Consider the following 14,320-nt stretch of genomic DNA (forward strand, 5'->3'; position numbering starts at 1 on the left):
GGCGAGGAAGAGTCTCCTGCCGTCAAGGCCGAGAACTGCCTGGTCAACCACGTGATGACCGAACTGAGTATTTCCTGCCTGCCCAAGGACCTGCCAGAGTTCATCGCCGTTGATCTGAGCGCCCTGAAAAAAGGCAGCCCGCTGCACCTGAAAGACATCACCCTGCCCAAGGGTGTGAAGTTCCTGGTTAAGGGCCAGGAAAACCCGGTGCTGGTGTCCGTGTCGTCGGTTTCGGACGAAGCCGAGGCCGATGCGGCCGCAGCTGCTGCTGCAGCAGCGCCTGTGGACCCCAAGGCTGCCAAAGCCGCTGCCGCCAAGGAAGCCAAGGCTGGCGTCAAGGCCGATGCGGCCAAGCCTGCTGCCAAGAAGTAATTCGAAGCCACTGGCATGGGCCTGACCAGGCCCGCGGCCCTTGCCCTCCCCGGAGGTCAAGGGCCGTTTTTCTTGGGATGAGCCTGGCCCTGCCCCGATAATCCCGGTGGCGGGCCGAACCGCTGTTTCACCCCTTACCTACCGCATGATCAAACTTTTTGTTGGCTTGGGCAACCCGGGCCCCGAGTACGAAGCCACCCGCCACAACGCCGGTTTCTGGTGGACCGACGCGCTGGCACGCGAACTCAAGGTGTCTCCCGTGCTGGACAAAAACTACCATGGCCGCGTTGCCCGCACGACCGTCGGCGGGCAAACCGTCTGGCTGCTCGAACCCCTGACCTTCATGAATGTGTCCGGCAAGTCGGTCGCCGCGTTGGCGCGGTTTTTCAAGCTCAATGCCGACGAAATCCTGGTGGCCCACGACGAACTCGACATCGTCCCTGGCCAGGCCAAGCTCAAGTTCGGGGGCAGCCATGCCGGCCACAACGGCCTGCGCGATATCCACGCGCAATTGGGCACTGGCGACTACTGGCGCCTGCGCATAGGCGTCGGCCATCCAGGCGTGAAGGCCGAAGTCATCAACTGGGTGCTGAAAAAGCCCTCGCAGGAACACCGCGTTGCGATCGAAGACAGCATCGCCCGCTCGCTCAAGGCCGTGCCCGCGCTGCTGGCTGGCGAGATGGAAAAAGCCACGATGCTGATTCACACCAGCGCGCCGCCACGGCCCAAACCACCGCGCCAGCCGCCGGCGGATACGTCCGGGAACGACTGATGCGCCCGCGCGCATCCGGCGGCACCACGTGCCAGCGCCAGGGAAAAGGCCGGCCGGAAAGCGGCGAATCGTTGCCAGGTCCCCTGGCTGGAAGATAATCCCACCCCATGTCCGCCGTTTTCGACAAACCCTCCATTTTTCAACGCGCCGCCCCGATGCTCCAGGGCTTTGACGGCTTGCTGGCGTTTGCCGTTTTTCTGCTGGCGGGCGCCGGGCTGTTGATCATGTACTCGTCGGGTTTTGATCACGGGAGCCGTTTTGTCGACCATGGCCGCAACATGCTGATCGCCGGCTTCATCATGTTTGTGGTGGCCCAGGTTCCGCCGCAGCGCCTGATGGCTTTTGCCGTGCCCCTGTACGTCGCGGGTGTGGCCCTGCTGGTGGCGGTGGCGATTTTCGGCATCACCAAAAAAGGGGCCAAACGCTGGATCAACCTGGGCATCGTGATCCAGCCCAGCGAGATCCTGAAGATCGCCATGCCACTGATGCTGGCCTGGTGGTTCCAGAAACGCGAGGGCCAGCTGCGCCCGCTTGATTTCCTGGTGGCCAGCCTGCTGCTGATCATCCCGGTCGGCCTGATCATGAAGCAGCCCGACCTGGGCACCTCGCTGCTGGTGCTTGCAGCCGGACTGGCGGTAATTTTTTTTGCCGGGCTGAGCTGGAAGCTGATTCTCCCGCCCGTGCTGCTGGGCCTGATCGGCATCTGCCTGCTGATCTGGTTCGAACCACGCTTGTGCGCCGACGGCATGCGCTGGCCGGTGTTGCACGACTACCAACAGCAGCGCATCTGCACCCTGCTCGACCCGACGCGCGATCCTCTGGGCAAGGGCTTTCACATCATCCAGGGCATGATCGCCATCGGCTCGGGCGGGGTGCTGGGCAAGGGCTTCATGCAGGGCACGCAAACCCATCTGGAATTCATTCCCGAGCGCACCACCGACTTCATCTTTGCGGCGTATTCCGAGGAGTTCGGGCTGGTCGGCAACCTCATGCTGATCGCGGCCTTCATTTTCCTGATTTTTCGCGGGCTGGCGATTGCGCTGGAGGCACCCACGCTGTTTTCGCGCCTGCTCGCCGGAGCGATCACCATGATTTTTTTCACCTACGCCTTCGTCAACATGGGCATGGTCAGCGGCATCCTGCCCGTGGTCGGCGTGCCCCTGCCCTTCATCAGTTACGGCGGAACCGCCATGGTGACGCTGGGCCTGGCGCTGGGCATATTGATGTCGATTTCCAAGGCAAAGCGGCTGGTGCAGTCATGAGCCCAGTGGCGAGGGGCCCCGCAAAGCGGGGATCGACAAGGCGAAGGACTGCGGGGACGCCGAAACCTGGATGTATGCATACTGATGGTGCAGGCGAGGCGTCCAAAGTTGGTGTCGGTAATGCGCCCGGATTTCTGAGGCCATGAATCCGGTCACGCTGATTGGCGCAGGCAACATGGGCGGCGCCATGGCCGCCAACCTGCTGGAGCGAGGCTGGGTAGTCGAGGTCTGCGACATCGATCCGGCGCGGGTTCACAGCTTGGCATCAAAAGGGGCTGTAGCCCTTTCGATACCTGCCCAAGCAGCTATTAATTCAGTAGCGTTTATCGTTTGCGTGGTGGATGCCGCGCAAACTGAAACGGTGCTGTTTGGCGAGCACGGCCTGCACCGCATGCTGCAGCCGGGCCACACGGTGTTGCTATGCCCCACGATCTCGCCGCTGGATGTGGAGTCTTTTGCCCGCCGGCTCGCCGCATTGGGCGTGTTCACCGTGGATGCGCCCATGTCGGGCGGGCCAGCCCGCGCGCTCGATGGTTCCATGAGCCTGATGCTTGCTTGCGCCGACCCGGTGTACGACCAGCAGGCCGGACTGCTGCACGCCCTGTCGGGCAACATCTTTCGCATCAGCGACACCCCGGGCGATGGTGCCCGCACCAAGCTGGTCAACAACCTGTTGGCAGGCATCAACCTGGTCGGCGCCGCCGAGGTGCTGGCCCTGGCGACACGCCTGGGCCTGGACGCAGGCCGCACGCTGGACGTGATCGAGCAGTCCAGCGGCCAGAGCTGGATAGGCTCGGACCGCATGCGCCGCGCCATCGCTGGCGACTACGCGCCGCGTGCGCATGTGACGCTGCTCGAAAAAGACACCCGGCTGGCGCTGGAGGCCGCCCGCGCCGCCGGTTTTGACGGTCCGCTGGGCGCGCGTGCCAGCCAGGTTTTTGTCGATGCCCATCAGGCGGGCATGGCCGGACTGGACGACGCGGCGATCTTCAAATACCTGGCTGGCCGTTAAGAGGGCTCAGCCAGGGCCAGCAGGCAGCGAAACGGCCGTATTTTTTGCAGTCGGCACGCTCAGGGATGGCAGAAGCCTTGCAGCAACGAGGCCACGGACAGACTGCCTACAATGACCGCATGACCTCACTCAAATCCTCGCCGTCCTCTGCCCGCAAGCCAGCTGCCGCATCCACGGCCCGCCCCAGCTCCGACGCCACGTCGGGGCGGCTGGCAATTGCGCAAAAGCTGCTGCTCGCGCCGTTCGGGTTGACCGAGGCGCACTTGGGCCGGGCGCTGGGTGAGATCACCTCCTCGGGCGTGGACGACGCGGACCTGTATTTCCAGTACACCCGCAGCGAAGGCTGGAGCCTGGAAGAAGGCATCGTCAAGACCGGCTCCTTCAGCATCGACCAGGGTGTGGGTGTACGCGCCGTCAGCGGCGAAAAAACCGCTTTTGCCTATTCCGACGACATTTCCGAAGCCTCGCTGCTCGACGCCGCGCGTACCGTGCGGACCATTTCAGCCGCGACCCGCACCGGACGCGTGAAAGTGCCATCGCGCAAAGTCGCGCCCGGCCGCTCGCTGTACCAGGACATGGACCCGATCACGACGCTGGACAGCACGTCCAAGGTCAAGCTGCTTGAAAAAGTGGAAAAGCTCGCCAAGGCCCGGGACCCACGCATTGTGCAAGTGATGGCCGGGCTGGCCGCCGAATACGACGTGGTCATGGTGGCGCGCGCCGACGGCACGCTGGCCGCCGACGTGCGGCCGCTGGTGCGCCTGTCCGTCACAGTGATTGCCGAGAAAAAAGTGGCGGGTGTCAACCGCCGCGAGATGGGCTCTGGCGGCGGTGGCGGCCGCTTTGGTCTGGCCTATTTTGACGACGCGCAGATCAACGAATACGTCAATGACGCCGTGACAGCCGCCCTGTCCAACCTCGAAGCACGGCCAGCCCCGGCCGGCGAAATGACCGTGGTGCTCGGCCCCGGCTGGCCCGGCATCCTGCTGCACGAAGCCATCGGCCACGGCCTGGAAGGCGACTTCAACCGCAAGGGCTCCAGCGCGTTTTCGGGCCGCATCGGCGAACGCGTGGCTGCCAAAGGCGTCACCGTGCTGGACGACGGCACGATTGCCGACCGCCGCGGATCGCTCAATGTCGATGACGAAGGCAACGCCAGCCAGCGCAATGTGCTGATTGAAGACGGCATCCTGAAGGGCTACATCCAGGACTCGCTCAACGCACGCCTGTCCGGCGTCAAGCCCACCGGCAACGGCCGGCGCGAAAGTTATGCCCACGTGCCCATGCCGCGCATGACCAACACCTACATGCTGGGTGGCGACAAGGCACCGGAAGAAATAGTCGCGAGCATCAAGAAAGGCCTGTATGCCACCAACTTTGGTGGTGGGCAGGTCGACATCACCTCGGGCAAGTTTGTGTTCTCGGCCAGCGAAGCCTTCTGGGTCGAAAACGGCAAAATTTTGTACCCGGTCAAGGGTGCCACCATTGTCGGTAACGGCCCGGACGCGCTGACCCGTGTGACCATGATCGCCAATGACATGCAGCTCGACAGCGGCGTCGGCACCTGCGGCAAGGAAGGCCAGAGCGTGCCCGTGGGTGTTGGCCAGCCGACCCTGCGCATTGACGGCCTGACCGTGGGCGGTACCGCCTGAGGCGCTTGCCCATGAGCCCTGCGCCGAGTCCTCCGCTGGCGATTGACCCGTCCACCCACCTTCCCAGCATCCAGAGTTTTGGCGAGCTCAGCCACTTTCTGCGCTCGGCCATGGCCGACGAGGAGTCGCTGCAGCTGGCCGACGGCATGGGCGGCCTGGCGATCAGCATCGAAGCGGTCCTGTCGCAGCTCAAACTCTCGCCCGGGCCGGCCGATGCTGCCGCACCACTGATCGACCTGATGACTACGCTGCGTGAACACCGCGCGCTGGTCATCGGCCTGACCCCAGCCTGGCGCGGCCTCTACGAATACGCGGCCTACCTGGCGGCTCTGAACAACTTTCGCGTGTTGATCGGCCAGTGGCTGCTGCCGCCAACCATGGCGGATGCCTCGCCAGCGCAGGGCATCAGCTTCGAGGACTTCGAGCTGATCGCCTGGCGAACGCTGGGCGAGGGTATGCTGCTGATCGACATGTATGAGCAACTGGCTGGCCGCGAAGGGGGGCCGCCCACGGCGGCCGTCTTCGATAAAACGCGGCTGGAGCGCGCCAGAAGCTGGTGGGGACGGCTGCGTGGGTAGGTATTGCCCCCACGGTCGTTCGCTTCGCATAACTCCCTGCCCCCCGAGGGGCCGCTGCGCCTGCGGACAGGCAAAGCCAGATCCGCGGCCGTAGCTGGACAGCCCCCACGTTCGCTCGCTACGCGCAGCTCTCTGCCCCCCGAGGGGGCGCTGCGCCTGCGGACTGGCAAAGCCAGCTCCGCGGCCGTAGCTGGACAGCCCCCACGTTCGCTCGCTACGCGTAGCTCTCTGCCCCCCGAGGGGGCGCTGCGCCTGCGGACTGGCAAAGCCAGATCCGCGGCCCCTGCTTGAAAAGAGAGTGCTCCACCCACGGTTGCTGGAATGCGTTTGTCCTGAGCCTGTCGAAGGATGCTCCGAGGGTGCCCCTTACTGCGCCGGCCAAATTGAGCCATGCGCCGGGCTGTGCTACATTCCTGTCATGTCTTTCGCGAAATCCTATTTTGCTTACTTTTGGTTCTCAAGCGCCTCCGGCGGTAGAGAGACTCTCGCGTAAGCAGATAAAAACGCAACAGATTCTTGAAAACCGCTGGACCCCCGGCGGTTTTTTTTTGCCGCGCCATTTGCCCCCATTGATCCGTTGAAGTTCTAAAAGGAAGCCAGTCATGAATGCCAAAGCCACCTCAACCAGCGATGCCTGGTATGCGAGCCCTGTCGACAAAACCAGCCAGACAGACGACGAACGCATCAAGGACATCACTGTGTTGCCACCGCCCGAGCATTTGATCCGTTTCTTCCCGATCAGCGGCACTCCCGTGGAGTCCCTGATCACGCAAACCCGCAAGTCGATTCACAACATCATGGCTGGCAAGGACGACCGGCTGCTGCTGGTGATCGGCCCCTGCTCGATCCATGACCCGATGGCCGCGCTGGAGTATGCGCGCCGCCTGGCCGAGCAGCGCAAAAAATACACAGGCACGCTGGAAATCGTGATGCGTGTCTACTTCGAAAAACCGCGCACCACGGTCGGCTGGAAGGGCCTGATCAACGACCCCTACCTCGACGAAACCTTCTGCATTGACGAAGGCCTGCGCATCGCGCGTCAGTTGCTGATCGACATCAACCGGCTGGGGCTGCCGGCTGGCAGCGAATTCCTCGACGTGATCTCGCCGCAGTACATCGGCGACCTGATCTCCTGGGGCGCGATTGGCGCACGCACCACCGAAAGCCAGGTCCATCGCGAGCTGGCCTCGGGCCTGTCGGCGCCGATTGGTTTCAAGAACGGCACCGACGGCAACATCCGCATTGCCACCGACGCCATCCAGGCGGCGGCACGCGGCCACCACTTTCTGTCGGTGCACAAGAACGGCCAGGTCGCGATTGTGCAGACCAACGGCAACAAGGACTGTCATGTGATCCTGCGCGGCGGCAAGGCGCCCAACTACGACGCTGCCAGCGTCGCCGCGGCCTGCAAGGAGCTGGAAGCCTCGAAACTGCCAGCCACGCTGATGGTCGATTGCAGCCATGCGAACAGCTCCAAGCAGCACGAAAAGCAGCGCGAGGTGGCGCGCGAAATTGCCACGCAAGTGGCAGGCGGCTCGCATCAGGTGTTTGGCCTGATGGTCGAAAGCCATCTGAAACCGGGCGCGCAGAAATTCACGCCCGGCAAGGACGACGCCAAAGCGCTCGACTACGGGCAAAGCATCACCGATGCCTGCCTGGGCTGGGACGACTCGATCGCGCTTCTCGACGTGTTGTCGGAAGCGGTGAAAACCCGGCGCGCCCGCTAAACAGCACAGCTCAGTAAAGCACGCACCCGTCTCCTCTATTTAGAGGGGGCGAGGCTATCCAAAACGGAGTAAAGTGCAGTTACGTATTGTTGCAACCTGGCGGCCTCTGGCGTCGCCTTCTTTTGTCCACGAAAGACCCATGTCTCTTGAGCAGCCCGTTCTCTGGTTGGGCCTGGCCGGTTTTACACCTGACCAGGGTAACCATCTGGATGGCTTGCTGGCGCAATTGCCCAAGGGGCTGGCGGCCTGGCAGAGCGGCGCGTTTGCAGAAGCAGATGCCTGGCTGGTCAGCGGCGGGAAAAGCCGCCCACTCAGCGACGACACCCTGAAGATCCTGCCTGGCCGCCCGACCGAACGCGCGCTGCAGCTCAACCTCGCGGAAATCGACCGTCCGATTGCGTTCTCGCTGCCCCTGGCATCCAGCGACCTCGATCCGAGGTACACCTTTGACCCGGGCTCGGCCACCAGCCTTCACACATTGCTGCAGCAGCTCGAGGTCCACTTGCGCTCGCTATGCTGCCAGTTCGTGCTGGGCGGGCAACTGATTGCACGTGAAAGCCAGCTCTTGCCGGGCATCTACCAGATCAGCCACAAGGGAAAATTGCTGGCGGTGATGGATTTTCACGAGTGGCGTATTGGCATTTCGCCCAGCGCCGACCCGCTTGACTTCGAACTGGCCCGCTGGGACCGACGCCCCCTCGCGGCCCGTACCATTCCGGAGCATTTCCTGCCCAACAGCCTCTCGCAGCTGCGCTGGATTTATGCGCAGCGCACCCGACGCGAGGTGTTGCCCCCGCGCTACCGCAGCAAGCCGGTGTATTTCCGCCACGCGCCAGACGTGCCCCTGCGCTGGCTGCGCGACTCGCAGCTGGTGCTTCTCAGGGAGCTTTCGCGGGGTGCCAGTACGTTTCTTACCCTGCAGCAGTCCACCGGCCTGAGCGAAGTGCGGCTCTCGCGCGACCTGGCCAGCCTGTACTTCGCCGGGTCGGTCACCACCACGCCCGACAAGGCCGGAACCGGCAGCTTTGGCAGCCAGGAGGCCGCACCAGCCCCGCCGGTCGCTGGCCAACCTTCACAGGCCGTCGCACCTGGCTCCGCCACCCCGCCACGGCCGCGCGCCCCCAAGGATTTGACGGTGCCTGCGCAGTTGCGGCGCAAATAAAGCGCATTCCGGGTTTCAGCCGATTGCCAGCCAGCACTCGCGCGCTCAAGCTTGACAACGTTCAAACCGTCCGTCCAGATGCCAAGGATTGCCATGCGCAGCGAAGTCACTGTCCTGTTTCACAACTGCCCGTCCGTGCGGCTGGATCTCAATGAGGTGCAACCCCTGCCGCACGACCTGGCCCGCGTCTGGCTGGACGATCAGTTTGCGCAATTGGGCTGTGAGCCGCTGCGGCCCACCGGCAAGCTGCTGACCGCCGACAAGGTGCTGGTGGTCGCGCAGGCCGCAGGCCCACAGCGGTTTACCGACGTGGCCTGGGCCCAGGCCTTTGCCCGCGCCGCCAGCGCGGCGTTGGCCAAACCCGTGGTTCACATTGACGTGGCGGCCATGAGCATCAGTTACTAACATTCTCCAAGCTATTTCGGCCTCCAGCCCTTGTAGGTCGGTCGCAGGCGGCTATTGAATCAGGAGCAAATCATGCGGCCTGGAGTGCTTCCAGCAGCCGCGCGTGGATGCCGCCAAAGCCACCGTTGCTCATGCACAGCAAATGATCGCCGGGGCGGGTCGCTGCCTGCACCTGAGCCAGCAAAGTATCGAGGTTGTCGCCCACCTGCGCGCGTTCGCCCATCGGTGCCAGCGCGGCGCGGGCGTCCCAGTCGAGACCGCCCGCGTGGCAAAACGCCAGGTCGGCCCGCTCCAGGCTCCAGGGCAGCTGCGCGGTCATGGTGCCCAGCTTCATGGTGTTGCTGCGCGGCTCGAAGATCGCCAGGATGCGTTCACCCTGCTTGCCAGCGGCATTGAGCTGACGGCGCAGGCCGTCGATGGTGGTGTGGATGGCTGTCGGGTGGTGGGCAAAGTCGTCGTAAACGGTGATGGCGCCGCCGCCGCGTGGCACCACACCGCGCACTTCCATGCGGCGCTTGACGTTTTCGAAGCTGGCCAGGGCCTGCGCGGCCAGGGCTGGCGCCACGCCCACATGTTCGGCGGCAGCAATGGCCGCCAGCGCGTTGAGCTGGTTGTGCAGGCCACAGATGGCCCATTCGACCCGTGCCAGCGGCTGGCCATCCTTTAGCACTTCAAAAGCGTGCGGCTCCCCGCGGGCTGAAAAGCCTTTTGACATAGCTTTTCCAAAGAGTACACGCTCACTCCAAAAGCCCTGAGCGAGCACCCGCGCCAGACTCTCCTCCCCCGCATTGACGACGATACGGCCCGAACCGGGCACAGTGCGCACCAGGTGATGGAACTGCCGCTCAATGGCGGCCAGGTCGTCAAAAATGTCGGCGTGGTCAAACTCCAGATTGTTCAGCAGCGCGGTGCGCGGACGGTAATGCACGAACTTGCTGCGCTTGTCGAAAAACGCGGTGTCGTATTCATCGGCCTCGATCACAAAGGTGTTGCCGGCGCCCAGCCGGGCCGACACGCCAAAGTTCAGCGGCACGCCGCCGACCAGAAAACCCGGTTCCAGGCCGGCGCACTCCAGAATCCAGGCCAACATGGAAGTCGTGGTGGTCTTGCCGTGGGTGCCAGCCACTGCCAGCACGTGGCGCGGGCCGGTCGCGTGGTGCGTGGGATGGTGGAGCACATGGCCGGACAGCCATTGCGGGCCGCTGGCGTAGGGCAGGCCGGCGTCAAGAATCGCTTCCATCAGCGGGAATTTCGGCTGGCCGGCGGCGTCGCGCGCGCGCGAGACCACGTTGCCCACCACAAACGCATCTGGCTTGAACGCCAGTTGCCCGGCGCCGTAACCTTCGACCAGTTCAATGCCGAGCCCGCGCAGCTGGTCACTCATGGGTGGGTAAACGCCGGTGTCACAGCCCGTCACGGTATGCCCTGCTTCGCGCGCCAGCGCCGCCAGGCCGCCCATGAAGGTGCCGCAGATTCCCAGAATATGTATGTGCATGCGGGTATTCTAGGAGCCTGTCGGACTTGGGGCGTCGAGAGCGAAAATCGGGCCCAGCGAGGACAGTTTTTGCCGGATTTGCAGACCCATAGCCCAGCTACGGGACAAAAAGACGGTGAAAAATGGACCGCTGCGGTCGATTTGCAGCCGACGATTCCCAAGTCTGACAGGCTCCTGGTGACCACTGGGGGCGCAAAGCCGCCGATGACCGACCGCCGTGCCCGCAAGCCACCAATAGTGATGAAAATGAGCTCCAGCCCTTACCCTTCATGCGTAATCTGCTATTGCTTTTGTAGCACAACAGTACCCGCTGGCATCCGCCCGCAACTTCAGGGTCAGCCGGCGGGTCCATCTTCTATCCAGCCGACTCGCCACCTCTACAGAACAAGCAAGTCAAACTGAGCAAGCACGTGAATCCACACACCCTGAAGCTGGAAATCGCCGCCGCCGCCGCCGCCCTGATCGTGGAGGAAGGGCTGGAGTACGGCCCGGCCAAACACCGCGCAGTCAAACAGATGGCCTTGCCGGGCCGCACCGAACTGCCGGGCAACGCCGAGGTGGAAGACGCTGTGCGCGAGTACATTGCGCTGTTTTGCGCCGACACCCAGCCCGCCGAGCTGGCGGCCCTGCGTGAACTGGCCGTGACATGGATGGCGCGCATGGCGGTGTTTCGCCCCTATCTGGGCGGCGCCGTCTGGCATGGCACGGCCACACGCCTGTCCGACCTCTATATCCAGCTGTTTTGCGACGATCCCAAGTCGGCCGAAATCGCCCTGATCGACCACAACGTCGACTATGAACCGCGTACCGTGACCGGCTTCACCGGGGAACGGGTTGAAGCGCTGAGCCTGAGCAGTTTTTGCCAGGGCTTGAACGAGCCCGTCGGCGTGCACCTGATGGTGTACGACCACGACGACCTGCGCGGTGCCTTGCGGGCCGACGACAAAGGCCGCAAACCACGCGGGGACCTGGCCGACGTGCAAAAATTGCTGCTTTCCCAGCCGGAGTCCCCTTCTTGAAACGCAGACAACTGATTTACGCAGGCGCCGCTGCAGCGATGACTGGTGCTGGGGTAGCCTGGTGGCAAATTCGCCCCCATGACAGCGGTACCACGGCACAGGGTCTCGCCGGGTCCGGCGCTGCGATCAATACATTCTGGCAACAAAGTTTTGACACGCCCGAGGGCACGCCACTGCCCATGGCGGGGTTTGCCGGCAAACCCCTGCTGCTCAACTTCTGGGCCACCTGGTGCCCGCCGTGTGTCGAAGAGCTCCCCTTGCTTGACCGCTTTTACCGCGAGCACCAGTCCAGAAACTGGCAGGTGCTGGGCTTGGCCGTGGACCAGCCCAGCGCTGTTCGCGCCTGGCTGCAGCGCAAGCCACTGGGTTTTCCGGTGGCCATGGCCGGGCTGCAGGGGACGGAGCTGAGCAAGTCCTTGGGCAATCTCGCGGGCGGCCTGCCCTTCACGGTGGTGTTTGGCGCGGACGGCCGGCTGCTGCACCGCAAGAGTGGGCAGGTTTCCCCGCAAGACCTTGAACAATGGGCGCAACTCGCCTGACGAGCAATCACTTATTGCCGATTTATTAGAAATTGGCAGCACTTGTCAATAATAAGAATCATATTAAAGAAAATTGACGGAAGTAAGCCATAGGAAATCAGAAATTTTCGGCTCGATCAATGTGGGCTTCTTTGGCAGACACGTGGGTCATCCTCTTTTTCATGAAACAGCTCCTGAATGGGTTAGACTTCGCCTTTTCCCATCAGACTTGTAACTAAACTTGTAACTGATTTAGTAAATTTAGTGATTTTTAGGTGCCAAAAGGTGTAAAAAGCAGAGCTTAGCTGCCAATCAGCTCTGCCTGCACCTGCAGGACCATCCGTCGTTGGAGCTCCCATGGATTTAAGAAAACTCAAGACCCTGATCGACCTTGTTTCAGAGTCCAATGTGTCAGAACTCGAAATCACCGAAGCCGAAGGCAAGGTGCGCATCGTCAAGTCTGGTGGCGCACCCATGGTCATGCAGCAACCGGTTATGCATGCCGTTGCTGCGCCCGTTTCCGGCCATCCCGCCGCTGCCCCGATCGAGGCCGCTGCCGCGCCAGCTGGCCATGCCGTCAAGTCACCCATGGTGGGCACTTTTTACCGCTCGGCCAGTCCGGGCGCCAAGGCTTTTGTCGAGGTCGGCAGCCAGGTCAGGGAAGGCGAGACCATCTGCATCATCGAAGCCATGAAGATCCTCAATGAAATCGAAGCGGATAAGTCCGGCACCATCACCCGCATCCTGTGCGAGAACGGCCAAGCGGTTGAATACGGACAGCCGCTCTTCATGATCGAGTGATCGCCGCATGTTCAAAAAGATACTGATTGCCAACCGGGGCGAAATCGCCCTCCGCATCCAGCGCGCCTGCCGCGAGCTCGGGGTCAAGGCCGTGATGGTCTATTCGGAGGCCGACCGCGAAGCCAAATACATCAAGCTTGCCGATGAGTCGGTTTGCATCGGCCCGGCGCCGTCGGGACTGAGCTACCTCAACATGCCGGCCATCATCTCGGCCGCCGAAGTCACTGACGCCGAGGCCATCCACCCCGGCTACGGTTTTCTGAGCGAAAACGCCGATTTTGCCGAGCGCGTGGAAAAAAGCGGCTTCAAGTTCATCGGTCCGACACCTGAGTCAATCCGCATCATGGGCGACAAGGTCTCAGCCAAGCAGACCATGATCAAGGCCGGTGTGCCCTGCGTGCCCGGCTCCGAAGGCGCCCTGCCGGACGACGCGGTCGTCATCAAGCGCACCGCCAAGCAGGTCGGCTACCCGGTCATCATCAAGGCGGCCGGCGGCGGCGGCGGCCGCGGCATGCGGGTGGTGCACACCGAAGCAGCGCTGCTGCACGCGGTGCAGACCACCAAGGCCGAAGCCGGCGCAGCCTTCGGCAACCCCGAGGTCTACATGGAGAAATTCCTGCAGAACCCACGGCACATTGAAATCCAGATCCTGGCCGATCAGCACAAAAACGCAGTCTGGCTGGGCGAGCGCGATTGCTCCATGCAGCGCCGCCATCAGAAAGTCATCGAAGAAGGCCCGGCACCCGGCATTCCGCGCAAACTGATCGAGCGCATCGGTGAGCGCTGCGTGGCGGCCGTCAAAAAAATTGGCTACCGCGGCGCGGGCACCTTCGAGTTCCTGTTTGAGAACGGGGAGTTCTATTTCATCGAGATGAACACGCGCGTGCAGGTCGAACACCCGGTGACCGAATGGATCACGGGGGTGGACATCGTCAGGACCCAGATCATGGTGGCGGCCAACGAAAAGCTGCCTTTCGTCCAGCGCGACATCCAGATCAAAGGGCATGCGATCGAGTGCCGCATCAATGCCGAAGACCCCTACAAGTTCGTGCCCTCGCCGGGGCGCATCACCACCTGGCACATGCCGGGCGGGCCGGGGGTGCGTGTGGACTCGCACATCTATACCAATTATTTCGTGCCGCCCAACTACGACTCGATGATCGGCAAGATCATCGTGCACGGCGATACGCGCGAGCAGGCGCTGGCCCGTATGCGTACAGCACTGGCCGAAACCGTGGTCGAAGGCATCAACACCAACATCCCGCTGCACCGCGAGTTGATGGTGGACGCCAAGTTCATGGACGGCGGCACCAACATTCACTACCTTGAAGAGTGGTTGTCCAAGCGGTCTAGATGAAGCCCCCACGCTCGCGCACTGCGTGTCCCTCCCTGCACCTTGCAGGCCGCCGCTCGCCGGAGGCCTCGCTTCTGTCGCCTGTCCAAAGCTGCGCCGGCAGCTTTGGAGCCGCAGGCTCCAGCCCCGAGGGGGCGCTGCGCCTGCGGCCCGGCAAAGCCGGACCCGCGGCCCCTGCTGAAAGGGAGACA

At 63.1% G+C, this 14,320-nt stretch carries 13 protein-coding genes and 1 pseudogene; 13 read left to right on the forward strand and 1 reads right to left on the reverse strand.

Features of this window, described 5'->3' with window-relative positions:
* The 9 genes and pseudogenes from ACESMT_RS02325 to ACESMT_RS02365 all read left to right on the forward strand — a co-directional run.
* Nucleotides 1-372, forward strand: a pseudogene (locus ACESMT_RS02325) (50S ribosomal protein L25); the annotation flags it as partial.
* Between the two features lie 145 nt (nt 373-517).
* The gene (gene pth / locus ACESMT_RS02330) at nt 518-1,144 is read left to right on the forward strand and encodes an aminoacyl-tRNA hydrolase (RefSeq protein ID WP_372824863.1); all 627 of its coding nucleotides are present in this window, start codon (nt 518-520) and stop codon (nt 1,142-1,144) included.
* A 107-nt stretch (nt 1,145-1,251) separates the two neighbouring features.
* The gene (gene rodA / locus ACESMT_RS02335) at nt 1,252-2,406 is read left to right on the forward strand and encodes a rod shape-determining protein RodA (RefSeq protein WP_372824865.1); all 1,155 of its coding nucleotides are present in this window, start codon (nt 1,252-1,254) and stop codon (nt 2,404-2,406) included.
* Between the two features lie 142 nt (nt 2,407-2,548).
* Nucleotides 2,549-3,418, forward strand: a complete 870-nt coding sequence (locus ACESMT_RS02340; protein WP_372824867.1) for an NAD(P)-dependent oxidoreductase — start codon at nt 2,549-2,551, stop codon at nt 3,416-3,418.
* A 119-nt stretch (nt 3,419-3,537) separates the two neighbouring features.
* The gene (gene tldD / locus ACESMT_RS02345) at nt 3,538-5,070 is read left to right on the forward strand and encodes a metalloprotease TldD (protein WP_372824869.1); all 1,533 of its coding nucleotides are present in this window, start codon (nt 3,538-3,540) and stop codon (nt 5,068-5,070) included.
* Nucleotides 5,071-5,081: 11 nt separating this feature from the next.
* Nucleotides 5,082-5,648: a hypothetical protein gene (locus ACESMT_RS02350; protein WP_372824871.1), complete on the forward strand. Its 567-nt coding sequence runs from the start codon at nt 5,082-5,084 to the stop codon at nt 5,646-5,648.
* 602 nt (nt 5,649-6,250) lie between these two features.
* Nucleotides 6,251-7,375 carry a 3-deoxy-7-phosphoheptulonate synthase gene (locus ACESMT_RS02355; protein ID WP_372824873.1) on the forward strand — a complete coding sequence of 375 codons (1,125 nt, stop codon included), beginning with the start codon at nt 6,251-6,253 and terminating at the stop codon, nt 7,373-7,375.
* 139 nt (nt 7,376-7,514) lie between these two features.
* Entirely contained in the window at nt 7,515-8,537 is a 1,023-nt protein-coding gene (locus tag ACESMT_RS02360; RefSeq protein WP_372824875.1) for a hypothetical protein, read from the forward strand.
* A gap of 93 nt (nt 8,538-8,630) precedes the next feature.
* Nucleotides 8,631-8,942, forward strand: a complete 312-nt coding sequence (locus ACESMT_RS02365) for a hypothetical protein (RefSeq protein WP_372825007.1) — start codon at nt 8,631-8,633, stop codon at nt 8,940-8,942.
* Nucleotides 8,943-9,012: 70 nt separating this feature from the next.
* On the opposite strand, the gene mpl is transcribed toward ACESMT_RS02365, so the two are convergent.
* Entirely contained in the window at nt 9,013-10,437 is a 1,425-nt protein-coding gene (mpl, locus tag ACESMT_RS02370; RefSeq protein WP_372824877.1) for a UDP-N-acetylmuramate:L-alanyl-gamma-D-glutamyl-meso-diaminopimelate ligase, read from the reverse strand.
* A 410-nt stretch (nt 10,438-10,847) separates the two neighbouring features.
* Between mpl and ACESMT_RS02375 the strand changes: the two genes are divergently transcribed.
* The 4 genes from ACESMT_RS02375 to accC all read left to right on the forward strand — a co-directional run bounded on the left by ACESMT_RS02375 (nt 10,848) and on the right by accC (nt 14,132).
* Nucleotides 10,848-11,456: a hypothetical protein gene (locus ACESMT_RS02375; RefSeq protein WP_372824879.1), complete on the forward strand. Its 609-nt coding sequence runs from the start codon at nt 10,848-10,850 to the stop codon at nt 11,454-11,456.
* Nucleotides 11,453-11,995, forward strand: coding sequence for a TlpA family protein disulfide reductase (locus tag ACESMT_RS02380; RefSeq protein ID WP_372824881.1), 543 nt, complete (start codon nt 11,453-11,455; stop codon nt 11,993-11,995). Before ACESMT_RS02375 ends, ACESMT_RS02380 begins: the two co-directional genes overlap by 4 nt.
* 336 nt (nt 11,996-12,331) lie before the next feature.
* A complete protein-coding gene (gene accB, locus ACESMT_RS02385; protein WP_372824883.1) occupies nt 12,332-12,775 on the forward strand; it encodes an acetyl-CoA carboxylase biotin carboxyl carrier protein in 444 nt (147 codons plus the stop codon).
* 7 nt (nt 12,776-12,782) lie between these two features.
* Nucleotides 12,783-14,132, forward strand: a complete 1,350-nt coding sequence (gene accC / locus ACESMT_RS02390) for an acetyl-CoA carboxylase biotin carboxylase subunit (protein WP_372824885.1) — start codon at nt 12,783-12,785, stop codon at nt 14,130-14,132.
* Nucleotides 14,133-14,320 lie beyond the last annotated feature (188 nt).

The organism is Polaromonas sp. (assembly GCF_041689105.1).
Taxonomy (GTDB): domain Bacteria; phylum Pseudomonadota; class Gammaproteobacteria; order Burkholderiales; family Burkholderiaceae_C; genus Polaromonas.

What these genes read in the sequence shown, in the direction of transcription:
- pth (WP_372824863.1), top strand. Translation starts at nt 518, where the DNA reads ATGATCAAACTTTTTGTTGGCTTGGGCAACCCGGGCCCCGAGTACGAA.
- rodA (WP_372824865.1), top strand. Translation starts at nt 1,252, where the DNA reads ATGTCCGCCGTTTTCGACAAACCCTCCATTTTTCAACGCGCCGCCCCG.
- ACESMT_RS02340 (WP_372824867.1), top strand. Translation starts at nt 2,549, where the DNA reads ATGAATCCGGTCACGCTGATTGGCGCAGGCAACATGGGCGGCGCCATG.
- tldD (WP_372824869.1), top strand. Translation starts at nt 3,538, where the DNA reads ATGACCTCACTCAAATCCTCGCCGTCCTCTGCCCGCAAGCCAGCTGCC.
- ACESMT_RS02350 (WP_372824871.1), top strand. Translation starts at nt 5,082, where the DNA reads ATGAGCCCTGCGCCGAGTCCTCCGCTGGCGATTGACCCGTCCACCCAC.
- ACESMT_RS02355 (WP_372824873.1), top strand. Translation starts at nt 6,251, where the DNA reads ATGAATGCCAAAGCCACCTCAACCAGCGATGCCTGGTATGCGAGCCCT.
- ACESMT_RS02360 (WP_372824875.1), top strand. Translation starts at nt 7,515, where the DNA reads ATGTCTCTTGAGCAGCCCGTTCTCTGGTTGGGCCTGGCCGGTTTTACA.
- ACESMT_RS02365 (WP_372825007.1), top strand. Translation starts at nt 8,631, where the DNA reads ATGCGCAGCGAAGTCACTGTCCTGTTTCACAACTGCCCGTCCGTGCGG.
- mpl (WP_372824877.1), bottom strand. Translation starts at nt 10,437, where the DNA reads ATGCACATACATATTCTGGGAATCTGCGGCACCTTCATGGGCGGCCTG.
- accB (WP_372824883.1), top strand. Translation starts at nt 12,332, where the DNA reads ATGGATTTAAGAAAACTCAAGACCCTGATCGACCTTGTTTCAGAGTCC.
- accC (WP_372824885.1), top strand. Translation starts at nt 12,783, where the DNA reads ATGTTCAAAAAGATACTGATTGCCAACCGGGGCGAAATCGCCCTCCGC.